The 24,641-nt window shown below is 67.4% G+C and carries 18 protein-coding genes and 1 pseudogene; 17 read left to right on the top strand and 2 right to left on the bottom strand.

The genetic code is table 11. The features are described from left to right. Positions 1 to 556: 556 nt before the first annotated feature. A pseudogene (locus ACNFIA_RS12615) lies at positions 557 to 1,072 on the top strand (methyl-accepting chemotaxis protein); the annotation flags it as partial. 312 nt (positions 1,073 to 1,384) lie between these two features. Here ACNFIA_RS12615 and speB read toward each other — a convergent pair. Further along, positions 1,385 to 2,347, bottom strand: a complete 963-nt coding sequence (gene speB, locus ACNFIA_RS12610; protein WP_416785197.1) for an agmatinase — start codon at positions 2,345 to 2,347, stop codon at positions 1,385 to 1,387. Between the two features lie 77 nt (positions 2,348 to 2,424). Then, entirely contained in the window at positions 2,425 to 3,516 is a 1,092-nt protein-coding gene (locus tag ACNFIA_RS12605) for a polyamine ABC transporter substrate-binding protein (RefSeq protein WP_416785195.1), read from the bottom strand. Positions 3,517 to 3,631: 115 nt separating this feature from the next. Here ACNFIA_RS12605 and ACNFIA_RS12600 point away from each other — a divergent pair, with 115 nt between their 5' ends. The 16 genes from ACNFIA_RS12600 (at position 3,632) to urtB (ending at position 24,635) form a co-directional block, all read left to right on the top strand. Then, positions 3,632 to 4,540 (top strand): LysR family transcriptional regulator, encoded by a 909-nt coding sequence (locus ACNFIA_RS12600; RefSeq protein ID WP_416785193.1) that lies wholly within the window; start codon positions 3,632 to 3,634, stop codon positions 4,538 to 4,540. Positions 4,541 to 4,701: 161 nt separating this feature from the next. After that, positions 4,702 to 6,552, top strand: a complete 1,851-nt coding sequence (locus ACNFIA_RS12595) for a protein-disulfide reductase DsbD (protein WP_416785445.1) — start codon at positions 4,702 to 4,704, stop codon at positions 6,550 to 6,552. A gap of 149 nt (positions 6,553 to 6,701) precedes the next feature. After that, positions 6,702 to 7,145: a type II 3-dehydroquinate dehydratase gene (gene aroQ / locus ACNFIA_RS12590; RefSeq protein WP_192434396.1), complete on the top strand. Its 444-nt coding sequence runs from the start codon at positions 6,702 to 6,704 to the stop codon at positions 7,143 to 7,145. A 24-nt stretch (positions 7,146 to 7,169) separates the two neighbouring features. Continuing rightward, the gene (gene accB / locus ACNFIA_RS12585; RefSeq protein WP_259757559.1) at positions 7,170 to 7,637 is read left to right on the top strand and encodes an acetyl-CoA carboxylase biotin carboxyl carrier protein; all 468 of its coding nucleotides are present in this window, start codon (positions 7,170 to 7,172) and stop codon (positions 7,635 to 7,637) included. A gap of 17 nt (positions 7,638 to 7,654) precedes the next feature. After that, the gene (accC, locus tag ACNFIA_RS12580; RefSeq protein WP_259757560.1) at positions 7,655 to 9,004 is read left to right on the top strand and encodes an acetyl-CoA carboxylase biotin carboxylase subunit; all 1,350 of its coding nucleotides are present in this window, start codon (positions 7,655 to 7,657) and stop codon (positions 9,002 to 9,004) included. 177 nt (positions 9,005 to 9,181) lie between these two features. Then, a complete protein-coding gene (gene prmA, locus ACNFIA_RS12575) occupies positions 9,182 to 10,060 on the top strand; it encodes a 50S ribosomal protein L11 methyltransferase (RefSeq protein ID WP_416785190.1) in 879 nt (292 codons plus the stop codon). A gap of 60 nt (positions 10,061 to 10,120) precedes the next feature. Continuing rightward, positions 10,121 to 11,680, top strand: coding sequence for a DUF3426 domain-containing protein (locus ACNFIA_RS12570; protein WP_416785188.1), 1,560 nt, complete (start codon positions 10,121 to 10,123; stop codon positions 11,678 to 11,680). Between the two features lie 221 nt (positions 11,681 to 11,901). After that, positions 11,902 to 12,909 (top strand): tRNA dihydrouridine synthase DusB, encoded by a 1,008-nt coding sequence (dusB, locus tag ACNFIA_RS12565; RefSeq protein ID WP_259757563.1) that lies wholly within the window; start codon positions 11,902 to 11,904, stop codon positions 12,907 to 12,909. After that, complete coding sequence (gene fis / locus ACNFIA_RS12560; RefSeq protein WP_026078947.1) at positions 12,906 to 13,226, top strand: DNA-binding transcriptional regulator Fis; 321 nt, start codon at positions 12,906 to 12,908, stop codon at positions 13,224 to 13,226. Before dusB ends, fis begins: the two co-directional genes overlap by 4 nt. 87 nt (positions 13,227 to 13,313) lie before the next feature. Next, the gene (gene purH, locus ACNFIA_RS12555) at positions 13,314 to 14,921 is read left to right on the top strand and encodes a bifunctional phosphoribosylaminoimidazolecarboxamide formyltransferase/IMP cyclohydrolase (protein WP_259757565.1); all 1,608 of its coding nucleotides are present in this window, start codon (positions 13,314 to 13,316) and stop codon (positions 14,919 to 14,921) included. 235 nt (positions 14,922 to 15,156) lie between these two features. After that, positions 15,157 to 16,446, top strand: a complete 1,290-nt coding sequence (gene purD, locus ACNFIA_RS12550; protein WP_416785186.1) for a phosphoribosylamine--glycine ligase — start codon at positions 15,157 to 15,159, stop codon at positions 16,444 to 16,446. A gap of 287 nt (positions 16,447 to 16,733) precedes the next feature. Then, entirely contained in the window at positions 16,734 to 17,462 is a 729-nt protein-coding gene (locus ACNFIA_RS12545) for a glycosyltransferase family 2 protein (RefSeq protein WP_259757567.1), read from the top strand. Positions 17,463 to 17,604: 142 nt separating this feature from the next. Further along, positions 17,605 to 20,448 (top strand): response regulator, encoded by a 2,844-nt coding sequence (locus ACNFIA_RS12540; protein WP_416785184.1) that lies wholly within the window; start codon positions 17,605 to 17,607, stop codon positions 20,446 to 20,448. A gap of 317 nt (positions 20,449 to 20,765) precedes the next feature. Then, positions 20,766 to 21,356, top strand: coding sequence for a MarC family protein (locus ACNFIA_RS12535; RefSeq protein ID WP_259757569.1), 591 nt, complete (start codon positions 20,766 to 20,768; stop codon positions 21,354 to 21,356). A 239-nt stretch (positions 21,357 to 21,595) separates the two neighbouring features. Further along, positions 21,596 to 22,864, top strand: coding sequence for an urea ABC transporter substrate-binding protein (urtA, locus tag ACNFIA_RS12530; protein ID WP_416785182.1), 1,269 nt, complete (start codon positions 21,596 to 21,598; stop codon positions 22,862 to 22,864). Between the two features lie 184 nt (positions 22,865 to 23,048). Next, positions 23,049 to 24,635 carry an urea ABC transporter permease subunit UrtB gene (urtB, locus tag ACNFIA_RS12525; protein WP_416785180.1) on the top strand — a complete coding sequence of 529 codons (1,587 nt, stop codon included), beginning with the start codon at positions 23,049 to 23,051 and terminating at the stop codon, positions 24,633 to 24,635. Positions 24,636 to 24,641: the final 6 nt, after the last annotated feature.

Below are 24,641 nucleotides of genomic sequence, written 5' to 3'. Positions count from 1 at the left end.
GGCGCAGGTGCGGGTGATCCAGGGCGCGCTGATCGCCCTGATCCTCGCCACCGCCCTGCTCATCGATACCCTGCAACGCCGCCTGGCACGGGTGCTCGGTCAACTGGTGCCGGCCCTGTCGACCTGGGCGCGGGGCGACTTCGCCCACCCTATCGCGCTGGCCACCCGCACCCGCGACCTGCTGGAGTTGCAGGAATCGCTGAACCGCCTGCGCGACTTCCTCGGCACCCTGGTCGGCACCATTCACCAGCGCGCCGAGGAAGTCGCCGGCAGCAGCCGCGCCCTGGCGGAACTGTCCGGCGGCCTGCATGCCGGCGCGGAGCGCCAGGCCAGCGACACCGGGGAGATCCGCGATGCCTTGGGCAACATGGAAGCGGCGATCCAGCAGGTGGCCGGCGACGCCAGCCAGGCCGCCTCGGCCAGCCACGCCGCCGGCCTGGCCGTCGAGCAGGGCCAGCAGGTGATCGGCAACAGTCTCAGCGGCATGCACGCGCTGGTGGACGAAGTGCAGAGCAACGCCCAGGCCATCGAGAACCTGGCGGAGGAGTCGGCCACCATCGCCAACGTGCTGGGGGTGATCCGCTCCATCGCCGAACAGACCAACCTGCTGGCGCTCAACGCCGCCATCGAGGCCGCGCGCGCCGGCGAGCAGGGCCGGGGGTTCGCCGTGGTGGCCGAGGAAGTGCGCTCGCTGGCCCTGCGCACCGCGGGCGCCACCGAGGAGATCCAGCAGCTCACCGCGCGCCTGCAGCAGGCCGCGCGGCAGTCGGTGGAGGCGATGCGCAGCCAGGTGGAGCATGCGGAAGTCACCGCCAGCCAGGCCGGTGCCGCCGAGGGCGCGCTGGACGAGGTGGTCGGCGCCATCCGCACCATCGCCAGCATGGCCGAGCGCATCGCCGAGAGCTCCGCCCAGCAGAGCGGCGCGGTCAGCGAGATCCGCTCCCACAGCGAGCGCATCCACGCCCTGGGCAGCGAGAACCTGCGACTGATCGGCCAGGGCCGCAGCCAGGGCGAGCAGTTGCAGGAGCTGGGCGGCGCGTTGCATACCGCTGTGCGGGCGTTTCGGGTGTGACGGACCCAACCTGTAGGAGCGCTCCCCGCGCGAACAGGGCCATGACCCGTCCTTGAAGATAAAGAGCCCCTCACCCTAACCCTCTCCCGCAAGCGGGAGAGGGGACCGCTCGGTGCAGGACGACACCTCAGTCTCAGCCGGCACGGACGACTCCCTCTCCCTCTGGGAGAGGGCTGGGGTGAGGGCATGCCCCGGCACAATGCCAATTCCGTGCAGGAGCAATTCGCGAGCAACAACGATGGCGCCCCTTCGTCCTACAAGGGGCGCTCTTCGTGGGAGCGAGCTTGCTCGCGAACGCCGTTCAGGCCGCGCTCAACGCTCCCCCAGCTTGTGCCGCGCCGCGTACAGGCAAACCATCTCCATCGCCAGGGTCGCGCCGGCCAGGGCGGTGATCTCGGCGCTGTCGTACGGCGGCGCGACTTCCACCACGTCCATCCCCACCAGGTTGATACCGCGCAGGGCACGGAGGATTTCCAGCGCCTGGTGCGAACTCAGCCCGCCGCAGACCGGCGTGCCGGTGCCCGGGGCGAACGCCGGGTCGAGGCAGTCGATATCGAAGGTCAGGTACACCGGGTGCTCGCCCACCCGCGCGCGGATGCGTTCGGCAATGGCCTGCAGCGACGTGCGGTGGACTTCGCGCGCGTCCAGCACCTGGAAGCCCATCACGTCGTCGTTGGTGGTGCGCAGGCCGACCTGCACCGAGCGCGCCGGGTCGACCAGCCCTTCGCGGGCGGCGTGGTAGAACATGGTGCCATGGTCGATGCGCTGGCCGTCCTCGTCCGGCCAGGTGTCGCTGTGGGCGTCGAAATGGACCAGCGACAGCGCTCCGTGCTTCTTCGCGTGGGCCTTGAGCAGTGGATAGCTGATGAAGTGGTCGCCGCCCAGGGTCAGCAGCGCGCAACCGGCATCGAGGATGCGCGCGGCGTGGGCTTCGATGACGTCCGGGGTTTCCTGCGGCACGCCGTGGTCGAAGGAGCAGTCGCCGTAGTCGATCACCGCCAGGTGATCGAAGGGGTCGAATTCCCAGGGGAAGTGCCGCGCCCAGGCCATCTGCACCGAGGCGGCGCGGATCGCCCGCGGCCCGAAGCGGCTGCCGGGGCGGTTGGTGGTGGCGGTATCGAAGGGCACGCCGCTCACCACCAGGTCGACGCCGCGCAGGTCGCGGCTGTAGCGGCGGCGCATGAAGCTGGTGATGCCGGCGTAGGTGGATTCGGCGGCGGTGCCATACAGGCTGTCGCGGGTGATGGCCTGGTCGTTGTCGTGGGCGTGGTCCATGGTGTCCTCGTTTTCAGTGGGTCACGGTGTCGGATAGGGGAGCGCCCCATGGGCGCGATCGCGGGCAGTGGTCGGGCTCAGCCCCGCGTCCGAAACGCCGACCACAGCCGCGTCCGCTCGCGCTGCTGTTTCAAGGTCAGCAACTGCTCGCCGAACAACTTCTGGCGCATGGCCGCAGGCGGGTAGATGTCCGGGTCGCCGGCCACGTCGGCATTGAGCAGCGGCGTGGCCTTGAGGTTGGCGTTGGCGAAGTACAGGGTGTTGGTCAGCTCGGCGATGGACTCCGGGCGCAGCATGAAATCGATGAAGGCGCGCGCCTCCTGCGGGTGCGGGGCATCCACGGGGATGGCCATCGTGTCGAACCAGAGCAGCGTGCCTTCGCGGGGAATCCGGTAGATCACCTCGAACGGCTTGTTCGCCTGTTTGGCCTGCGCGGCGCCCATCAGGGCATCGCCGGTATAGGTCAAGGCGACGCACAGGGTGCCGTTGGCCAGGTCGTTGATGTGCTTGCCGCTGGCGATGTAACGCACGTGGGGCTGCAGTTTTTCCAGCAACTGGCGGACCTCGGCCAGGTCCGCCGGGTCGGTGCTGTACGGCGGCTTGCCCAGGTAATTGAGCGCCACGCTGATGACCTCCTGGGGCGAGTCGATCAGCGACAGGCCGCAATCGGCCAGGCGGCTGGCGTACTCGGGCTTGAACAGCAGGTCGAGGCTGTCCAGCGGCGCGTCGGGAATGCGCTTGAGCACCTCGTTTTTGTTGATCGCCAGGCCCACGGTGCCCCAAGTGTAGGGCACGCCGAAGCCATTGCCGGGGTCGATGGCGGCGAGCTTGGCCAGCAGTTCCGGGTCGAGGTTGGCGAGGTTTTTCAGCTGCGCACCGTCCACCGGCTGCACCGCCTTGGCCTGGATGGCGCGGGCCAGGCCGCTGCTGGCGGGGAAGACCACGTCATAGCCGCTGCGGCCGGTCATCAGCTTGCTGTCGAGCACCTCGGCGCTGTCGAAGGTGTCGTATTTGACGCGGATGCCGGTTTCCGTCTGGAAGCGCTGCAAGGCATCGGCGCCGACGTAATCCGCCCAGTTGTACAGGTTGAGCACCCGCTCCTGCGCCGGCAGGGGCATGGCCAGGGCCACGGCCAGCGCCGCGAGAGAAGCCCGGAAGAACGCACGCATGATCATCGCCTCGGGTTGTTGTGGTTATGGGGGCGAGCATGGGGCGGGCTTTACTTTGCAAAAATACAAAGTTAATTACTTTGGCATTTCATCGAAGCAATGTTTGGAGACGGCCATGCTCAGCCAATTGCGCGACCTCGACCTGCAACTGCTGCGGCTGTTCGTCACCGTGGTGGAGTGCGGCGGCTTCAGCGCCGCGCAGGGCGAACTGGGCCTGAGCCAGCCCAGCATCAGCATCCAGATGGCCAAGCTGGAGACGCGCCTGGGCTACCGCCTGTGCGAGCGCGGCAAGGGCGGCTTCCGCCTGACGCCCAAGGGCGAGCACCTGCTGCAATCGACGCGGCGGCTGTTCGTCGCCATCGAGGGCTTCCGCGACGAGGCGCGCGGCGTGGCGGACAAGCTGCTGGGCGAGGTGCGCATCGGCTTGTCCGAGGGGCTGGACGTGGAAGTCCTGGCGCAGCTCTCCGGGGCGATCCGCCGCTTCCGCCAGCGCAACGAGGCCGTGAACCTGGAGCTGATCACCGCCGCCCCCGCCGAGCTGGAGCGCCTGCTCCTGCAGGACCGGCTGCACCTGGCGGTCGGCTACTTCGCCGGCACCCAGGCGGCGCTGGAGCACCGCACCCTGTTCATCGAGGCGCAGGGGCTCTACTGCGGCGCCGGACATCCGGCCTTCAGCGAGCCGCAGCCGACCCGCGAATCCCTGGCGGACGCCGACCAGGTGCTCCATCCCTATCGCTTCATCGCCGCCGACGAACCGCTGCAGACCAGCCGCAGCAGCGCCCGTTGCGAGCAGGTGGACGGCAGCCTGGCGTTCATCCTCTCCGGCGCGCACGTCGGCTACCTGCCCCGGCACGTCGCCCAGCCGTGGATCGAGCGCGGCCAATTGCGCGAACTGCTGCCCGGCGAGCTGGGCTTCGACGTCGCCTTCAGCCTAACCCGTCACCGCGGCCGCCACCCCGGCGACGCCGAGCAGGCCTTCGTCAGCGACCTGCTGGCCGCCTTCGGACAGCACGCGGCCGATTGACGCAGCGGCGCGGCGGGAACCGATCCACGTAGGCGCAGTCCCACAGCGTCGATCACGTCTTGTGACAGCTCTTGCGGCAACGCCTCGGGCCGGGCCGGGAGCTTTCCGCTATCATGCCCGCCACCGATATGCCCGCCCACCACGTAGTCCGCGAGATGTCCATGCGCCGCCTGCTTACCCTGCTCCTGCTCCTGGTCGCCCTGCCCGCTGCCGCCGGCCTGTTCGACAAACCCGCCGACAAGGGCGGCTTCGCCGTCGGGCAACCGGCCAAGGGCGACTTCCTGCCGGTGGCCGAGGCCTTCCGCGTCAGCGTGGAGGACAGCGACAGCCAGCAGGTGAAGCTGCGCTTCATCAACGCCGACGGCTACTACCTCTACCAGCACCGCTTCAGCTTCAAGGTCGAGCCTGCCGACAGCGGCGTGAGCGTGGGCGAGGTGAAGCTGCCGCCGGGCAAGCAGCACCACGACGACTATTTCGGCGATACCGTCGTCTACTACGCCATCACCGACATCGACGTGCCGCTGGTCAATCCGCAGCACAAGCCCTTCACCCTGGTCGTCAGCTACCAGGGCTGCGCCGACAAGGGCCTGTGCTACGCGCCGGAAACCACCCGCCTGCAGATCGCCGACGGCCAGGCGGCCAGCGTGGTGAGCGGCCCCGCGCCCGCCGCCAGCGCCAAGCCCGCCGCGTCGGGCAACCCGCTGGCCAGCCTGCTGGGCGACCACGAGCCGGGCAAGATCAAGAAACTCGGCCGCGCGCTGGTGATCTTCTTCCTCCTGGGCCTGGCGCTGACCTTCACCCCCTGCGTGCTGCCGATGCTGCCGATTCTCTCCGGCGTCGTGCTGCGCGGGCGTCCGGGCGGCATGCGCGGGCTGGCGCTGTCGCTGGCCTACGTATTGCCGATGGCGGCGTGCTACGCGGTGCTCGGCACGCTGATGGGCCTGTTCGGCGCCAAGCTCAACCTGCAGGCGATGTTGCAGTCGCCCTGGGTACTGATCCCCTTCGCGGCCTTCTTCGTGGTCTTCGCCATCGCCATGTTCGGCGCGTTCGAGCTACGCCTGCCGGGCTTCGTCCGCGAGCGCCTGGACGCCATGGCGAACAACACCCGCGGCGGCTCCATCGCCGGCGCGGCCACCCTGGGCGTGCTCTCCAGCCTGCTGGTGTCGCCCTGCGTCACCGCCCCGCTGGCCGGCCTGCTGCTGTACATCAGCAGCACCGGCGACGCGGTGGGCGGCGGGCTGCTGCTGTTCTCCCTCGGTCTGGGCATGGGCACCCCGCTGGTGATCTTCGCCGTCGGCGGCGGTGCCCTGCTGCCCAAGAGTGGCGCCTGGATGAACGGCGTGCGCAACGTCTTCGGCGTCATGCTGCTGGCGGTGGCCATCTGGATGCTCGAGCGCCTGGTGTCCGGGCCGGTGGCGCTGACCCTCTGGGGCACCCTGGCAGGCGGCGTCGCCCTGGCCATCGGCACGCTGGAACTGGGGCCGAAGAAGCCGCTGCAACGCCTCGGCCAGCTGTTCGGCCTGATGCTGCTGGTCTACGCCGTGGCCGCCTGGACCGGCGCCCTGCGCGGCGAGTCCGACCCGCTGCACCCGCTGGGCCGTAGCGGCCCTGGCCAGCATGCGGGCCCGCCCAGCTCCACGCCCGGCGACTGGCAGAACATCACCACCCCGGCGCAGCTCAACGCTGCCCTGGCCAGCGCCCAGGCCGCCGGTCGGCCGGTGCTGCTGGACTGGTACGCGGACTGGTGCATCAGCTGCAAGATCATCGAGCGCCAGGTACTGCCCGCGCCGGAAGTCCAGTCGCAGCTGCCCGGCTTCGTGCTCTTGCGCTTCGACATGACCGCCAGCACCGAAGAGCAGCGCGCCCTGCTCGACCGCTACAACCTGTTCGGCCCGCCCGCGCTGCTGTTCTTCTCGCCCAAGGGCGACGAATGGAGCGATCTGCGCATCATCGGCGAAACCGATGCAGCCACCCTCGCCGACCGCCTGAAACAGGCTGGAACGCGCTCCTGATCACAGTTTGATTGCAACGGTTCTGCCGTAATCGGCTGGCAACATGCTGACATCTACGGCAAAACCGGCATGACTGGACAGTCACGCCGGCTTTCCGGCATAGTCCCGCCCTATCTTTTCCCGCCAATAACAAGGACTACCGCATCCAGATGGCGACCTTACTGGTACTGCACGGGCCGAACCTCAACCTGCTGGGCACCCGCGAGCCCGACAAGTACGGCTCCGTCACCCTCGAGCAGATCAACCAGGACCTGGAGCGCCGCGCCCGCGAAGCCGGCCACCACCTGCTGCACCTGCAGAGCAACGCCGAGTACGAACTGATCGACCGGATCCACGCCGCGCGCAACGAAGGCGTGGACTTCATCCTCATCAATCCGGCCGCTTTCACGCATACAAGTGTCGCACTACGTGACGCATTGCTCGCAGTGAGCATCCCATTCATCGAAGTGCACCTCTCCAACGTGCACAAACGTGAACCTTTCCGGCATCACTCCTACTTTTCCGACGTGGCGGTAGGGGTGATCTGCGGTCTGGGCGCCACAGGCTACCGCCTGGCCCTGGAATCCGCCCTCGAACAACTTGAACGCCCGTGACCTCACCTGGGAGAGCGAACACTGATGGACATCCGTAAAGTCAAGAAACTGATCGAACTGCTCGAAGAATCCGGCATCGACGAACTGGAAATCAAAGAGGGCGAAGAGTCCGTACGCATCAGCCGCCACAGCAAGACCGCCGCCCAGCCGGTCTATGCCGCCGCCCCGGCCTACGCGCCGGCGCCGGCTCCGGTCGCCGCCCCCGCCGCAGCGGCTGCCGCTCCGGCCGCCGAAGCCGCCCCGGCTGCGCAGAACCTGGCCGGCGCCGTGCGCTCGCCGATGGTCGGCACCTTCTACCGCGCTGCTTCGCCGACCTCCGCCAACTTCGTCGAAGTCGGCCAGAGCGTGAAGAAAGGCGACATCCTCTGCATCGTCGAAGCCATGAAGATGATGAACCACATCGAGGCCGAGACCAGCGGCGTGATCGGTCAGATCCTCGTGGAGAACGGCCAGCCGGTCGAGTTCGACCAGCCCCTGTTCACCATCGTTTAAACCGCGGGGAACCTGCGATGTTGGAAAAAGTACTGATCGCCAACCGCGGCGAAATCGCGCTGCGTATCCTGCGCGCGTGCAAGGAGCTGGGCATCAAGACGGTGGCCGTGCACTCGACCGCCGACCGCGAGCTGATGCACCTGTCGCTGGCCGACGAAGCGGTCTGCATCGGTCCGGCCCCGGCCGCGCAGTCCTACCTGCACATCCCGGCGATCATCGCCGCGGCCGAGGTCACCGGCGCCGTGGGTATCCACCCCGGCTACGGCTTCCTGGCCGAGAACGCCGACTTCGCCGAGCAGGTCGAGCGCTCGGGCTTCACCTTCATCGGCCCGAGCGCCGAGGTCATCCGCCTGATGGGTGACAAGGTGTCCGCCAAGGACGCCATGAAGAAAGCCGGCGTGCCGACCGTACCGGGCTCGGACGGCCCGCTGCCCGAGGACGAAGAGACCGCGCTGGCCATCGCCCGCGAGGTAGGCTACCCCGTGATCATCAAGGCCGCCGGTGGCGGCGGTGGTCGCGGCATGCGCGTCGTGCACCACGAGGAAGACCTGATCAAGTCCGCCAAGCTGACCCGCACCGAAGCGGGCGCAGCCTTCGGCAACTCGATGGTCTACCTGGAGAAGTTCCTGACCAACCCGCGCCACGTGGAAGTCCAGGTGCTCTCCGACGGCCAGGGCAACGCCATCCACCTGGGCGACCGCGACTGCTCCCTGCAGCGTCGTCACCAGAAGGTGCTGGAAGAAGCCCCCGCCCCGGGCATCGACGAGAAGGCCCGCGCCGAAGTGCTGGCCCGCTGCGTCCAGGCCTGCGTGGAAATCGGCTACCGTGGCGCCGGCACCTTCGAGTTCCTCTACGAGAACGGCCGCTTCTACTTCATCGAGATGAACACCCGCGTGCAGGTGGAGCATCCGGTGTCGGAGATGGTCACCGGTATCGACATCGTCAAGGAGATGCTCAGCATCGCCTCGGGCAACAAGCTGTCGATCAAGCAGGAAGACGTGGTCATCCGTGGCCATGCGCTGGAATGCCGGATCAACGCCGAAGACCCGAAGACCTTCATGCCCAGCCCCGGCAAGGTGAAGCACTTCCACGCACCCGGCGGCAACGGCGTGCGCGTGGATTCGCACCTGTACAGCGGCTACGCCGTACCGCCGAACTACGACTCGCTGGTGGGCAAGATCATCACCTACGGCAAGGACCGCGATGAAGCCATGGCGCGCATGCGCAACGCGCTGGACGAGCTGATCGTCGATGGCATCAAGACCAACACCGAGCTGCACAAGGAGCTGGTCCGCGACAAGGAGTTCTGCAAGGGTGGCGTGAACATCCACTACCTGGAGAAGAAGCTGGGCATGGACAAGCACTAAGCCTGTCGCGCCTTTCTCGCTCCCTCCACAAGGGCTGCCTCCGGGCGGCCCTTGTGCTTTGTGGCCCGCTGGTGCGGCGCGGTGCCGTGCAGTAAGCTTGCCGCCTTTATCGACGGGCCGCCCAGGCGGGCCGTGGTCTTTTCCAGCCGCACTGCCGCACTATCGAGGTCCCGCCCCATGCCCTGGCTCCAAGTCCGACTCGCCATCACCCCGGATCAGGCGGAAACCTACGAAGATGCGCTGCTGGAAGTCGGCGCCGTCTCGGTGACCTTCATGGACGCCGAAGACCAGCCGATCTTCGAGCCGGACCTGGGCACCACCCCGCTGTGGAGCCACACCCACCTGCTGGCGCTGTTCGAGGCCGATACCGACGAGACGGCCCTGGTCGCCCACCTGTCCCTGCTCACCGGCGGCGAGCTGCCGCAGCACGAGATCGAGCGCATCGAGGACCAGGACTGGGAGCGCAGCTGGATGGACAACTTCAAGCCGATGCGCTTCGGCCGCCGCCTGTGGATCGTCCCCAGCTGGCACGACGCCCCGGAGCCGCACGCGGTGAACCTGCTGCTCGACCCTGGCCTCGCCTTCGGCACCGGCACCCACCCGACCACCGCACTGTGCCTGGAATGGCTCGACGGCCAGGAACTGGCCGGCCAGAACGTCCTCGATTTCGGCTGTGGCTCGGGCATCCTCGCCATCGCCGCGCTGCTGCTGGGCGCCGAGCAGGCGGTGGGCACCGATATCGACCCGCAGGCGCTGGAAGCCTCGCGCGACAACGCCTCGCGCAACGGCATCGACCCGGCGAAATTCCCCGTCTACCTGCCCGCTGATCTGCCCAAGGCGCCAGCGGACGTCCTGGTGGCGAACATTCTGGCCGGTCCGCTGGTCACATTGGCAGAGCAGCTCACCGGCCTGGTGAAACCCGGTGGCCTGCTGGCCCTCTCGGGCATTCTCGCCGAGCAGGCCGAGGAAGTGCGCGCCGCCTATGCGAGCGCTTTCGACCTCGACCCGACCGCCGAGCGCGAAGGCTGGATCCGCATCACCGGCCGCCGCCGCTGAGTGCCCGCCGCAAAGGGCTTGAGTTAGACTAACCGCCTGTTTTTTCCGCCGGACCGCCGCATGAGCGACAGCTTCATCACACAGTGCCCCCATTGCCAGACCCGTTTCCGCGTCAACGCGACGCAACTGGGTGCGGCCAGCGGTGCTGTGCGCTGCGGAACCTGCCTGAAGGTCTTCAACGCCCCGCAGAACCTGGTGGGCGAACCGCCCCTGACGCCGGCATCGACGCCAGCAGCGGCGGCGCAACCGCCGGCAGCAGCGCCCGTGGCGAAAGCCCCGGCGCCGGTTCCGCCGCCGGCCTTCACGCCCTTCACCCCGGAAAAGCCCGCAGCCCCCAGCGCTCCCGGCACCGCCACCCTCGGCTGGCCCCTGGCGCCCCATGCCGCGCGGCACTCCAGCGATGTGGCGGAAAAGCCCGCCAGCGCCGAGCCCAGGGTCCAAGCACAACCCACGCCGCCGGCCGCCCCCGCGGCCAGCGTTGCGGCGAGCGCGGTGATCGCCCCGGCGGCCACCGTCAGCAGCGAGCCGGCCAAGCCTGTCGCCGCGCCGGCGAAAAAAGACGAGACGCTGTGGATCCACGACGATCTCGACCTGGACAGCCTCAACCTCGACGAGGAACTGGCCAAGCTCGATGAATTCGAGCTGACCCAGGAATTTCTCAGCATCGACAAGGCGCCGCGCCCCAGCGAGGCCCTGCAGAGCCGCCAGGAAGAGAAGCGCGACCCGCACGACGAGCGCTGGGCCGAAGCCCTGCTGGAAGAAGAGCAGAACGGCGCCAGCCGCGCGACCCGCCAGGAGCCCAGCTTCGGCCGGCTACCCGTCGAGGAGCCGGACGAGCCGCCCGCCAGCGCACGCCTGGTGGCCGACAAGGAGCCCGAGCCGGATGCGCACGAGCCCGATGACGAACCCCGCATCGACCCGGCGCCCCTGCGCGCCGAGACCGACGACGAACCGCTGCCCGCCTTCAGCGCCCGCCGCGATGACGACGAGCCCGACGCTGTCGACGAGCCGGACGACGAGCCGCCGCTGGCCGACGCGCGCGGCGACAGCCGTCGTGCCGAGCCGGGCCTGGGCACCGACGGCCTGCACGACCTGAGCGACGAACCCCTGCAACTGGACTGGCAGAAACCCAAGCGCCGCTGGGGCCGCCGCCTGTTCTGGCTGCTGCTGGTGCTGCTGGCCCTGGGGGGTCTCGCCGGCCAGTACATCGCCTATCACTTCGAGGAACTGGCCCGCCAGGACCAGTACCGCCCCTGGTTTGCCCAGGTCTGCCCGGAGCTGGGTTGCACCCTGCCCTCCAAGGTCGACGTGGAACAGATCCGCAGCAGCAACCTCGTGGTGCGCAGCCACCCGGACTTCAGCGGCGCCCTGGTGGTGGACGCGATCATCTACAACCGCGCCAACTTCTCCCAGCCCTTCCCGCTGCTGGAGATGCGTTTCGCCGACCTCAACGGCCAGCTGATCGCCAGCCGCCGCTTCAAGCCCAGCGAGTACCTCTCCGGCGAACTGGCCGGGCAGAGCGAGATGCCGCCGCAGACGCCGATCCACATCTCCCTGGACATCCTCGACCCGGGTCCGAAGGCGGTGAACTACAGCCTGAGCTTCCACTCGCCGGAATGACCCGGCGGGTAGCTCAAAGCGCCTGAGCGCGCCAGTTCCGCTCGTCTTCCTACCTTGGGTGCTAAGCCCGCAGCTGTTCAGAATTTATCCAAAATCGCCTTTATCCGGTCATCGAGAGCGGGTATCATGCCCTCCCTTTTTTGCTAGCACCGGTGGCACGCCCCGAAACGCACCCGCGAGTCCGTAACGCGCGGCGCCTCGGTGTTTGTGCCCCATTGACCATGGAAAACCAGTCGGTGGTACGCATCGGCTCCTACACATTGCCCAACAGACTGATCCTGGCCCCGATGGCCGGCGTCACTGATCGTCCGTTCCGCCAGCTGTGCCGCCGCCTCGGCGCCGGCATGGTGGTCTCGGAAATGGTCACCAGCGACGTTCGCCTGTGGAACAGCCGCAAGTCGCGCCTGCGCCTGCAGCACGACCACGAGGACCAGCCGCGTTCGGTGCAGATCGCCGGCGGCGACCCGCAGATGCTCGCGGAGGCCGCGCGCTGCAATGTGGAGCTGGGCGCGCAGATCATCGACATCAACATGGGCTGCCCGGCAAAGAAGGTGTGCAACAAGGCCGCGGGTTCCGCGCTGATGAAGGATGAACGGCTGGTGGCCGACATCCTCGAGGCGGTGGTCGCGGCGGTAGAGGTTCCCGTCACCCTGAAGATTCGCACCGGTTGGGACCGGTCGAACAAGAACGGTGTGACGGTGGCGCGGATCGCCGAGCAGTCGGGCATCCAGGCGCTGGCGGTCCATGGCAGGACCCGTGCCGACCTCTACACCGGCGAGGCGGAGTACGAAACCATCGCGGCGATCAAGCAGGCGGTTTCGATTCCGGTCTTCGCCAACGGTGATATCGATTCGCCGCGCAAGGCACGGCAGGTGTTCGAGCAGACGGGCGTCGATGCCCTGCTGATCGGCCGCGCCGCCCAGGGCAGGCCCTGGATCTTCCGCGAGATCGATCATTACCTGAGCACCGGTGAGACCTTGCCGGCGCCGAGTCTGCACGAAGTGGAGAGCATCCTGCTCGAACACCTCGCTGCATTGCATGCGTTTTATGGGGAGGAAATGGGTGTGCGAATTGCCCGCAAGCATGTGGGCTGGTACCTCGCAACCCTACCGGGCGCGGCGGAGTTCCGCACCCAGTTCAATCGTTTGCAGGACACGGATGCACAAAGCGCCAGCGTCAGGCAGTTCTTCGCCGAGCGCCACAATAACGGAGAAGGGGTGGCCGCATGACAACGATGACCGAGACATTAGTGAGTGGAATGACACCCGTGAGCGACAACGCCAACCTTAAACAGCACCTGACCACTCCGACGCAGGAGGGTCAGACCCTCCGCGACAGCGTGGAAAAGGCTCTGCACAACTATTTCGCCCATCTCGAAGGGCAGCCGGTCACGGACGTGTACAACATGGTGCTTTGCGAAGTCGAAGCGCCGCTGCTGGAAACCGTCATGAACTACGTGAAGGGTAACCAGACCAAAGCCTCCGAACTGCTGGGGCTGAACCGCGGGACCCTGCGCAAGAAACTCAAGCAGTACGATCTTCTCTGACTGGTGGCAGGCGTTGGCCCGCGACCGCAAGGTCAGCCGGGCCCACGCCTGACACGCGAAAAGCCCGAAGCCTTTGTGGAAGCCGTTATGACCGACCAAACCACCCGCCTGCCCGTCCGCCGTGCGCTGATCAGCGTTTCCGACAAGACCGGCGTCGTCGATTTCGCCCGTGAGCTGGCTGCCCTTGGCGTGGAGATCCTGTCCACCGGCGGCACCTACAAGCTGCTCAAGGACAACGCCATCGCCGCCGTGGAAGTGGCCGACTACACCGGCTTCCCGGAAATGATGGACGGCCGCGTGAAGACCCTGCACCCGAAGATCCACGGTGGCATCCTCGGCCGTCGCGACCTCGACGGCGCAGTGATGGAGCAGCACGGCATCAAGCCGATCGACCTGGTGGCGGTCAACCTGTACCCGTTCGAAGCGACCGTGGCCAAGCCCGACTGCGACCTGCCGACCGCCATCGAGAACATCGACATCGGCGGCCCGACCATGGTCCGCAGCGCGGCGAAGAACCACAAGGACGTCGCCATCGTGGTCAACGCCAGCGACTACGCCGGCATCGTCGGCGCGCTGAAGGCCGGCGGCCTGACCTACGCCCAGCGCTTCGACCTGGCCCTGAAGGCCTTCGAGCACACCTCGGCCTACGACGGCATGATCGCCAACTACCTGGGCACCATCGACCAGGCGCGCGACACCCTCTCCACCGAAGACCGCGGCGCCTTCCCGCGCACCTTCAACAGCCAGTTCATCAAGGCGCAGGAAATGCGCTACGGCGAGAACCCGCACCAGAGCGCGGCCTTCTACGTCGAGGCGAAGAAGGGCGAGGCCAGCGTCTCCACCGCCATCCAGCTGCAAGGCAAGGAACTGTCGTTCAACAACGTGGCCGACACCGACGCTGCACTGGAATGCGTGAAGAGCTTCGTCAAGCCGGCCTGCGTCATCGTCAAGCACGCCAACCCGTGCGGCGTGGCCGTGGTGCCCGAAAACGAAGGCGGCATCCGCAAGGCCTATGACCTGGCCTACGCCACCGACACCGAATCCGCCTTCGGCGGCATCATCGCCTTCAACCGCGAACTGGACGGCGACACCGCCCAGGCCATCGTCGAGCGCCAGTTTGTCGAAGTCATCATCGCCCCGAAAGTCTCCGAAGCCGCCCGCGCCGTGGTCGCTGCCAAGGCCAACGTGCGCCTGCTGGAGTGCGGCGAGTGGCCGGCCGAGCGTGCGCCGGGCTGGGACTTCAAGCGCGTCAACGGCGGCCTGCTGGTGCAGAGCCGCGACATCGGCATGATCACCGCCGACGACCTGAAGATCGTCACCCAGCGCGCCCCGAGCGAGCAGGAAATCCATGACCTGATCTTCGCCTGGAAAGTCGCCAAGTTCGTCAAGTCCAACGCCATCGTCTACGCCAAGAACCGCCAGACCGTCGGTGTCGGCGCCGGCCAGATGAGCCGCGTGAACTCCGCCCGCATCGCCGCCATCAAGGCCGAGCACGCCGGCCTGGAAGTGAAAGGCGCGGTCATGGCATCCGACGCCTTCTTCCCGTTCCGCGACGGCATCGACAACGCTGCCAAGGCCGGCATCACCGCGGTGATTCAGCCGGGCGGCTCGATGCGTGACAACGAGGTGATCGCCGCAGCGGACGAAGCCGGCATTGCGATGGTGTTCACCGGCATGCGCCACTTCCGCCATTAAGGTGGATCGGACGCACTGAAGCAGGCATCTGCTGCGTTGCCCGAACGTTCCCCAATGCTCATTGCCAGTAGGCAACTCCGCTTGGTGAACGCTCGGGCGCCTTGCATCTACCCGCTTCATCGCGCCCCTTGAGATCGGTCGTGAAGAGCGGACTGGTCGTGAGAATTCGTAGGTTGGGTGGAGCGAAGCTATACCCGACAATCCGGCCAAGCCGGAACAGTTCAGGAGAACTCCAATGAACGTACTCATCATCGGCAGCGGCGGTCGCGAGCACGCGCTGGCCTGGAAGGTCGCGCAGGATTCGCGCGTGCAGAAGGTCTTCGTTGCGCCGGGCAACGCCGGCACCGCCACCGAAGCCAAGTGCGAGAACGTCGCCATCGACGTGCTGGCCCTGGAAGAGCTGGCCGATTTCGCCGCGAAGAACGTGCAGCTGACCATCGTCGGCCCCGAGGCGCCGCTGGTCAAAGGCGTGGTCGACCTGTTCCGCGCCCGTGGCCTGGACATCTTCGGCCCCACCGCCGGCGCCGCCCAGCTGGAAGGCTCCAAGGCCTTCACCAAGGACTTCCTCGCACGCCACAAGATCCCCACCGCCGACTACCAGAACTTCACCGAAGTCGAGCCGGCGCTGGCCTACCTGAAAGAGAAAGGCGCGCCCATCGTGATCAAGGCCGACGGCCTGGCCGCGGGCAAGGGCGTGATCGTCGCCATGACCCTGGCCGAAGCCGAGGACGCCGTGCGCGACATGCTCGCCGGCAACGCCTTCGGTGACGCCGGTTCCCGCGTGGTGATCGAGGAGTTCCTCGACGGCGAGGAAGCCAGCTTCATCGTCATGGTCGACGGCCAGAACGTGCTGCCCATGGCCACCAGCCAGGACCACAAGCGCGTCGGCGACGGCGACAGCGGCCCGAACACCGGCGGCATGGGCGCGTACTCCCCGGCGCCGGTGGTCACCCCTGCCGTACACCAGCGCGTGATGGACGAAGTGATCTACCCGACCGTGCGCGGCATGGCCGAGGAAGGCAATGTCTACACCGGCTTCCTCTACGCCGGCCTGATGATCGACAAGAGCGGCGCGCCGAAGGTCATCGAGTTCAACTGCCGCTTCGGCGACCCGGAAACCCAGCCGATCATGGTCCGCCTGGAGTCGTCCCTGGTCCTGCTGGTCGAGGCCGCCCTGGCCAAGGCGCTGGACAAGGTCGAAGCCACCTGGGACCCGCGCCCCACCGTGGGCGTGGTGATCGCCGCTGGCGGCTACCCGGGCGACTACGCCAAGGGTGACGTCATCGAGGGCCTGGACGACGCCGCCCAGCTCGACGGCAAGGTGTTCCACGCCGGCACCGCGCTGAAGGACGGCCAGATCGTCACCGCCGGCGGCCGCGTGCTGTGCGCCACCGCCATCGGCCCGACCGTCTCCTCGGCGCAGCAACAGGCGTACCGCCTGGCCGAGAAGATTCGCTGGAACGGCAGCTTCTACCGCACGGACATCGGCTACCGCGCCATCGCCCGCGAGCGCGGCGAAGGCTGATCCGCCAGGCAGCGGAGGTGTCCGGGTCGGACACCTCCCATCTGCCAGTCAGCATTTTCCGGGTTGGCGCCCAGCCACCGGAACCCTCGATTATCCTCCGCCCCTCGTTCGCCATCCTGCGCCGCTTCCCGCCACGGGTACCTCCGGGCTGCCGGCCGCCTCGCCGATTCGCTGCCCCCGTCGTTGCCGCCAGGCACGCTGCTGTGTGGCCGCAGAGATTGGCAGCCGCGGCCCTTGGCGCTATACCGAGTTGGTCGGGCGCACCGACCGATCGCCGAGGAAACTCCATGCTGCTGCACCGCCTGAACAAACCCCTGGCCGAACTCAAGGTCGCCGTAGTCACCCCCACCTATGAGCGTGATCGCTTCCTCGGCCAGAGCCTGCGCTATTTCCGCGCCCAGCAGCACAGCTGCGCCGCGCTGCGCTGGTTCGTTCTCGACGACAGCGCCACGCGCAGCCAGCATGCGTTCTTCAACGACGCACCGGACCTGGAGTACCACTGGCTCGCCACGCGCACGCCGCTGGGCGAGAAGCGCAACAGACTCAACCGCCTGGCCCAGGCCTGGGGCGCCGACATCATCTGCAGCATGGATGATGACGACTGGTACGGCCCCCGCTACGTGCAGGACATGACCGACCTGCTGCGAAGCAGCGACGCCTGCTTCGCCGGCTCGGGCGACGACTACTACTTCGACGCGCGCGGCCAGCGCGTGCTGTTCATCAACGCCGTTCGCGACCACATGAGCTGCAACGGCGTGCTCTGCTACAAGAGCTTCGTGCTCGGCGAGCGCGCCTACGACAGTGGCGCCGCCTCCGCGGAGGAGCCCGCCTTCATCCGCCGCGACAAGGTCCTGCAACACCCGGACGTACGACGCATCCACCTGGCGCTCGCCTTCGAGCAGAACACCGTCAGCAAGCGCAATTACCTGCGCGACCCACGCTGCCGGACCGACCTGAGCCTGGACGACTTCCCCATGCAGGAAGCGGATCGGCAGTTCTACCGCAGCCTGGCATAGCGCGCCCAACCCGCGAATCCGACGGGTGGCGGCGTTCCCCGTCGGACGCCGCGTTGTGGCTGGTCCCCGCGGGTGCGGGTGGATTACGGCCGTCAGTACAGTTGGCTATAATCTGCCCACTCACTACCGAAGGGACTTCGCCGTGCGTCGGCTCTGGATTGCCATAGGACTCCTCGTCAGCCTTGTGCTGCTGTTGCCTGCGCTGGCCGCGTCGAGTAATGGCGATGCAACCCAGGCGGCGCAGTCCATTGTCCCGCGTACTACCTCGACGCCCCCGCCGACCGCGCAGTGGAACGTTTTGCGCGACGAGAGCGCGCAACTGCAGATCGCCGACGTCCTGCAACGCAAACAGCAATTCTTCCCGCTCGACCGACACTCCTTCATCTACCCCGCCAGCGCCCAGGCCGTCTGGCTTCAGGTGCGCCTGCCGGCGCAGCAACGCCCCAGCTGGCTGTGGATATTCGCCCCGCGGGTGCAGTACCTCGATTACTACCTGGTCCAGGACGGCCAGCTGCAAAAGCAGGTGCACACCGGCGAACTGCGGCCGTTCCAGGAACGCCCGCTGCCCTCGCGCTCGTACCTCTTCGCGCTGCCCACCGACGGCCAGCCGATGACGCTGTACGTGCGGATGACCTCCAACCACCCGCTGATGGCCTGGTTCGAGCAGATCGACGACGCCGGCCTGGTGGCCCTGGAGCGCCCGGCGTACATCTTCGGCATGCTCCTGGGCGCCATGCTCCTGCTGATGCTCTACAACCTCACCCGCTTCGCCTACATGCGCGGCACAAGCAGCCTGTGGCTGGCGGCGATGCATGGATCGCTGGCGCTATGCGCCGCGGCCAACCTGGGGCTGGTGGCCTTCGCGCTGCCCTGGCTGACGTTCAACCAGTCGCTGGTGGCCGACCTGGGCGCACTCGGCGCCGCCGTCTGCCTGCTGGGGTTTGCCGCCAGCTTCTTCCGCGGTACCGTGGACAGCCCGCTCAATCGCCTGCTGCAGGCCGAAGGGCTGGCGATCCTGCTGATCGGCATGCTCATCGCCTTCACCCAGGTGTTCTGGTTCAGCTGGCTGGTCTATCTGCTGGTGATCCTCTGCTCGCTCAGCGTGCCGCTGGTGGCCGCCTGGCACTGGTACCACGGGTACCGCCCGGCGCGCCTGGTCACCCTGGGCATGCTGGTGTTCAACGGTGGCTTCCTGGTGTTCCTGCCCGTGCTGTTCGGCACCCATCAGCTGGAACCGGGCTGGCTGGTACTGGGCGTGTTCAGCTTCGCCACCCTCGCCGGCTTCATCCTCAGCGTGTCGCTCACCGAGCGCCAGCGCCTGCTGCAGCAGCTCAACCTGCAGCAGCGCACCAGCGAGGCGGCTCACGCAGCGGAGCTGCAGGCCAAGGGCGACTTCCTGGCAAAGATCAGCCACGAGATCCGCACGCCCATGAACGGCGTGCTGGGCATGACCGAGCTGCTGCTCGGCACGCCGCTGTCGGCCAAGCAGCGCGACTACGTGCAGACCATCCACAGCGCGGGCAACGAGCTGCTCGCGCTGATCAACGAGATTCTCGACATCTCCAAGCTGGAGTCCGGGCAGATCGAGCTGGACGAGGTGCAATTCGACCTCGGCGCGCTGATCGAGGACTGCCTGGCGATCTTCCGCGCCAAGGCCGAGCAGCAGAAGGTCGAGCTGATCAGCTTCACCCAGCCGCAGGTGCCGCGCATCATCAGCGGCGACCCGACGCGCCTGCGCCAGGCCGTGCTGAGCCTGCTGGACAACGCCTTCAAGCAGACCGACGAGGGCGAGATCCTGCTCGTCGTCGCCCTCGATGGCCCGCCGGACCGCCCGCGCCTACGCATCGCCGTGCAGGACAGCGGCCGCCCGCTGGACAGTGCGGACCGCCAGGCGCTGCTGACCGCCGAGCTGCACAGCCGCGACTTCCTCTCCGCCACGCGCATGAGCAGCCGCCTCGGCCTGATCATCGCGCGCCAGCTGGTGCGCCTGATGTCGGGTGAATTCGGCATCGAAAGCGGCGACAGCGGCGGCGATTCGGGCAACCTGCTGTGGCTCAGCCTGCCGCTGGACCCGCAACAGATCGACCAGGGCGGCGCCGACCTCGACGGCCCGCTGCAGGGCGCGCGGCTGCTGGTGGTGGACGACAACCAGACCTGCCGCAAGGTGGTGGTGCAGCAGTGCAGCGCCTGGGGCATGAACGTCAGCGCGGTGTCCTCGGGCAAGGAAGCGCTGGCCCAGCTGCGCACCAAGGCACACCTGCGCGAGTACTTCGACGTGGTCCTGCTGGACCAGGACATGCCCGGCATGACCGGCATGCAGCTGGCGACCAAGATCCAGGAAGACCCCAACCTCAACCACGACATCCTGCTGATCATGCTCACCGGCATCAGCAACGCGCCGAGCAAGATCATCGCGCGCAACGCCGGCATCAAGCGCATTCTCGCCAAGCCGGTGGCCGGCTACACGCTCAAGGCGACCCTCGCCGAGGAACTGTCGCAGCGTGGCCCGAGCGGCGTGAGCAACTACCTCGCGCCGGCCAGCGAGCCGGTGTCCAACGTGCCGCCGACCGACTTCCGCATTCTCGTCGCCGAGGACAACAGCATCTCCACCAAGGTCATCCGCGGCATGCTCAGCAAGCTCAACCTGCAGCCCGATACGGCGAGCAACGGCGAGGAAGCCCTGGCCGCGATGAAAACCACGCAGTACGACCTGGTGCTGATGGACTGCGAGATGCCGGTGCTCGACGGCTTCTCCGCCACCGAGCGCCTGCGCGCCTGGGAAGCCAGCGAGCAGCGCCCGCACACCCCGGTGGTGGCGCTCACCGCGCACATTCTCAGCGAACACAAGGAGCGCGCGCGGCTGGTCGGCATGGATGGCCACATGGCCAAGCCGGTGGAACTGTCGCAACTGCGCGAACTGGTGGCCTACTGGGTCGGCGAGCGCGACCGCCGCCTGCGCCAGCAGAGCGACGCCCTTCCCTCCTGATCTCTCGCCGGCGAGCGTAGGAGCGGACTTCGTCCGCGATTGGCCTCCGGCGCACTGAGGAATCGACCGCGGACGAAGTCCGCTGTCGGGCAGGACCTATCAGGCTGCGGGCCAGCTTTTCGTAGGAGCGAGCTTGCTCGCGAACCCACCTCTGCAGCGGGGATCGTTCGCGAGCAAGCTCGCTCCTACAGGCACCGCCCTGGGCAGGGAAGCTATGTGATAGACCGAGCGGCATTTGCCCCGCCGCAATGCCACCCGCCGCCCCAACCGCTATGCTGTGCCCTGCCGCGCCCTCTCAATCCGGACGAGTCGTACCCATGCAAGTGATGTTCAGCGTTTACCTGAAGATGCTGGTGCTCTACAGCCCCTTCTTCGTGCTCTCCTGCTTCATCAGCCTGAACCGCGGCTTCGCGCCGCGCGATCGCAAGCGCATGGCCTGGCGCGTGGCCCTGGCAGCGCTGATCGCCAGCGTGCTGCTGTACCTGTTCGGGCGCTACATCTTCACCCTGTTCGGCATCACCGCCGACGCCTTCCGCATCGGTGCGGGTTCGGTCCTGTTCATCTCCGCCCTGGGCATGGCCCAGGGGCGCTCGGCAGTGCAGGCGGACAACGTGCAGCAGGACGTCACCATCGTCCCGCTGACCATCCCCATCACCGTCGGCCCCGGCACCATCGGTGCACTGCTGGTGATGGGCGTGAACCAGGACTGGGAGCACAAGCTGTCGGCCCTGGCGGCGATCTTCCTCGCCTGCCTGACGGTGGGCGGCACGCTGTACCTGTCCGACAAGATCGAGAAGGTCCTCGGCGAGCAGGGCCTGATGATCGTCAGCCGCCTGATGGGGCTGTTCGTCTGCGCCCTCGCCGCGCAAATCATCATGACCGGCGTGCGCGGCTACTTCATTCCGTAGCCACGCGCACCTTTGGGGAGCATCGCGCAGCAAAGGGCGTTCGACGCACCAAAGCTGCGCACTGAAAAACCTCACCATCACGACAGAAAATCGCGTGCAGCCCATCTGCGCCAAGGCTTTTGCCTGTTTGGCACGGATGCTGCGATGGCAGCTGCGACCCGACCGAGGGTCGCCCCATTTCCGGGGACGCTGCCGCACCGGCAACGCCCCGCCCCCCGATAGCCAAGGAGGCTGCCGCGATGAAACGTCGTCCGCTGTTGAAAAGTACGCTGGCCATGAGCGCCCTGCTGCTCACCGGTCTGTTCCCGTTCAGCTCCCAGGCCGCCGAGACCATCAAGGTCGGCATCCTGCATTCGCTGTCCGGCACCATGGCGATCTCCGAGACCTCGCTCAAGGACATGGCGCTGATGACCATCGACGAGATCAATGCCAAGGGCGGGGTGAACGGCAAGAAGCTCGAAGCGGTGGTAGTGGACCCGGCCTCCAACTGGCCGCTGTTCGCCGAGAAGGCGCGCCAGCTGCTGACCCAGGACAAGGTCGCGGTGGTCTTCGGTTGCTGGACCAGCGTGTCGCGCAAATCCGTGCTGCCGGTGTTCGAGGAGCTCAACGGTCTGCTGTTCTACCCGGTGCAGTACGAGGGCGAAGAGATGTCGCCCAACGTCTTCTACACCGGCGCGGCGCCGAACCAGCAGGCCATCCCGGCGGTGGAATACCTGATGAGCGAGGACGGCGGGGCGGCCAAGCGCTTCTTCCTGCTGGGCACCGACTACGTCTACCCCCGCACCACCAACAAGATCCTGCGCGCCTTCCTGCACAGCAAGGGCGTGGCCGACAAGGACATCCAGGAGGTCTACACGCCGTTCGGCCACAGCGATTACCAGACCATCGTCGCCGACATCAAGAAGTTCTCCGCCGGCGGCAAGACCGCGGTGATCTCCACCGTCAACGGCGACTCCAACGTGCCGTTCTACAAGGAGCTGGCCAACCAGGGCCTGGAAGCCACCGAAGTGCCGGTGGTGGCCTTCTCCGTGGGCGAGGAAGAACTGCGCGGCATCGACACCAAGCCGCTGGTGGGCAACCTGGCCGCGTGGAACTACTTCGAGTCGGTGAAGAACCCGGAAAACACGAAATTCGTCGCCGACTGGAAGGCCTACGCCAAGGCCAAGAGCCTGCCCAACTACAGCACCGCGGTGACCAACGACCCGATGGAGGCCACCTACGTCGGCATCCACATGTGGGCGCAGGCCGTGCAGAAGGCCGGCAGCACCGATGTCGACAAGGTGCGCGAGGCCATGGGCGGGCAAACCTTCAAGGCGCCGTCGGGCTTCACCCTGACCATGGACAAGACCAACCACCACCTGCACAAGCCGGTGATGATCGGCGAGATCGAGGACAACGGTCAGTTCAACGTGGTCTGGAAGACCCCCGAACCGATCCGCGCCCAGCCGTGGAGCCCGTTCATTCCGGGCAACGACAAGAAGCCGGATTACGCGGTGCGCAGCAACTGAGTACCCGTCTGTAAAGCCCCTCTCCCCAGCCCTCTCCCTGAAGGGAGAGGGAGCCGTTCGGCGCGTAACCGATGGCACGGCGCAATCGACCACTCCCGAGGTCGGCTGAAGTCCCCTCTCCCTTCAGGGAGAGGGACAGGGAGAGGGCAAACCGCCCCACACGGCTGCCCAGGGAACTCCGAAGATGCCCACTGCCCTGCTCCACCTGCTCCGCTTCTGCGCCCTGACGCTGGCCGCGCTGCTGCCGCAGCTCGCCTTCGCCAGCGCCGCGCAGGACTTCGCCAGCGCCGACAACGACGCCCGCGCCCAACTGCTCGAACAATGGGCCGCCGCCCCCGATGCCGACCGCCTGCCGCTGCTGGAAGCCATCCAGTCCGGGCGCCTGGCCGTCGATGCGCAGAACCGCGCCTTTCTCATGGGTGACGACGGCCAATACCACCCCGCCGAGGGCGGCGCTCCGGCGGTCGGCGAGCCCGACAAGCTGCGCCTGAACAACCGCCTGCGCGGCCTGGTGAACACCGCCCTGGCCAGCCACCAACTGGTTGCCGACAACCCCGACGTACGCCTGGACGCCGCGCGCCAGCTGCAGAAGAGCGCCCGCCCGGCGCAACGCACGCTGCTCGAATATCGCCTCAACGAAGAATCCGACGACGGCGTCAAAGCCGCCCTGCAACTGGCCCTGGCCAACCTGCAGCTGGCCGACCCGGCGCCGGCGGTGCGCCTTTCCGCCGTGCGCCTGCTCGGCGAATCCGGCGATCCGCAGGCGCGCACCCGCCTGGAAAACCTCCTCGATCCTGCCGTCGAACCGGACGACTCGGTGCGTACCGCCGCCGCCACCAGCCTCGGCCAGGTCAAGCGCCGGCTGCTGATGGGCGACCTCTTCGGCCAGGCCTTCAGCGGCCTCTCGCTGGGCTCGATCCTGCTGCTCGCCGCCCTGGGCCTGGCGATCACCTATGGCCTGCTCGGGGTGATCAACATGGCCCACGGCGAGATGCTGATGCTCGGCGCCTATTCCACCTACGTGGTGCAGTTGCTCTGCCAGCGTTACGCGCCTGGAGTGCTGGAGTTATACCCGCTGCTTGCGCTGCCGGTGGCCTTCCTCGTCACCGCGTGCATCGGCATGGCGCTGGAGCGTACGGTGATTCGCCACCTCTACGGCCGCCCGCTGGAAACCCTGCTCGCCACCTGGGGCATCAGCCTGGTGCTGATCCAACTGGTGCGCGTGCTGTTCGGCGCGCAGAACGTCGAGGTGGCCAACCCGGCGTGGCTGTCCGGCGGCATCCAGGTGCTGCCCAACCTCGTGCTGCCGTGGAACCGCATCGTCATCATCGGCTTCGCGCTGTTCGTGCTGGCGCTCACCTGGCTGCTGCTCAACCGCACGCGGCTGGGGCTGAACGTCCGCGCCGTCACCCAGAACCGCAACATGGCCGCCTGCTGCGGCGTGCCCACCGGCCGCGTGGACATGCTCGCCTTCGGCCTCGGCTCGGGCATCGCCGGCCTGGGCGGCGTGGCGCTGTCGCAGGTCGGCAACGTCGGCCCGGACCTGGGCCAGAGCTACATCATCGACTCCTTCCTGGTGGTGGTGCTCGGCGGCGTCGGCCAGCTCGCCGGCAGCGTCTTCGCCGCGTTCGGCCTGGGCGTGGCGAACAAGATCCTCGAACCACAGATTGGCGCGGTGCTGGGCAAGATCCTGATCCTCGCGCTGATCATCCTGTTCATCCAGAAACGTCCGCAGGGGCTCTTCGCTCTGAAAGGGAGGGTCATCGATTGATGAAAA

It is taken from the genome of Pseudomonas sp. NY15437, assembly GCF_048068435.1.
Classification (GTDB): Bacteria; Pseudomonadota; Gammaproteobacteria; order Pseudomonadales; family Pseudomonadaceae; genus Pseudomonas; species Pseudomonas nitroreducens_B.
The sequence above is the reverse complement of the archived record's forward strand: the minus strand, read 5'-3'. Positions and strand labels throughout refer to the sequence as shown.

Excerpts from the sequence above, each read along its gene's own strand:
- purD (WP_416785186.1), top strand. The coding sequence starts at position 15,157 with ATGAACGTACTCATCATCGGCAGCGGCGGTCGCGAGCACGCGCTGGCC.
- ACNFIA_RS12545 (WP_259757567.1), top strand. The coding sequence starts at position 16,734 with ATGCTGCTGCACCGCCTGAACAAACCCCTGGCCGAACTCAAGGTCGCC.
- accC (WP_259757560.1), top strand. The coding sequence starts at position 7,655 with ATGTTGGAAAAAGTACTGATCGCCAACCGCGGCGAAATCGCGCTGCGT.
- fis (WP_026078947.1), top strand. The coding sequence starts at position 12,906 with ATGACAACGATGACCGAGACATTAGTGAGTGGAATGACACCCGTGAGC.
- purH (WP_259757565.1), top strand. The coding sequence starts at position 13,314 with ATGACCGACCAAACCACCCGCCTGCCCGTCCGCCGTGCGCTGATCAGC.
- ACNFIA_RS12570 (WP_416785188.1), top strand. The coding sequence starts at position 10,121 with ATGAGCGACAGCTTCATCACACAGTGCCCCCATTGCCAGACCCGTTTC.
- aroQ (WP_192434396.1), top strand. The coding sequence starts at position 6,702 with ATGGCGACCTTACTGGTACTGCACGGGCCGAACCTCAACCTGCTGGGC.
- urtB (WP_416785180.1), top strand. The coding sequence starts at position 23,049 with ATGCCCACTGCCCTGCTCCACCTGCTCCGCTTCTGCGCCCTGACGCTG.
- prmA (WP_416785190.1), top strand. The coding sequence starts at position 9,182 with ATGCCCTGGCTCCAAGTCCGACTCGCCATCACCCCGGATCAGGCGGAA.
- dusB (WP_259757563.1), top strand. The coding sequence starts at position 11,902 with ATGGAAAACCAGTCGGTGGTACGCATCGGCTCCTACACATTGCCCAAC.
- ACNFIA_RS12595 (WP_416785445.1), top strand. The coding sequence starts at position 4,702 with ATGCGCCGCCTGCTTACCCTGCTCCTGCTCCTGGTCGCCCTGCCCGCT.
- urtA (WP_416785182.1), top strand. The coding sequence starts at position 21,596 with ATGAAACGTCGTCCGCTGTTGAAAAGTACGCTGGCCATGAGCGCCCTG.
- ACNFIA_RS12605 (WP_416785195.1), bottom strand. The coding sequence starts at position 3,516 with ATGCGTGCGTTCTTCCGGGCTTCTCTCGCGGCGCTGGCCGTGGCCCTG.
- ACNFIA_RS12535 (WP_259757569.1), top strand. The coding sequence starts at position 20,766 with ATGCAAGTGATGTTCAGCGTTTACCTGAAGATGCTGGTGCTCTACAGC.
- speB (WP_416785197.1), bottom strand. The coding sequence starts at position 2,347 with ATGGACCACGCCCACGACAACGACCAGGCCATCACCCGCGACAGCCTG.
- ACNFIA_RS12600 (WP_416785193.1), top strand. The coding sequence starts at position 3,632 with ATGCTCAGCCAATTGCGCGACCTCGACCTGCAACTGCTGCGGCTGTTC.
- accB (WP_259757559.1), top strand. The coding sequence starts at position 7,170 with ATGGACATCCGTAAAGTCAAGAAACTGATCGAACTGCTCGAAGAATCC.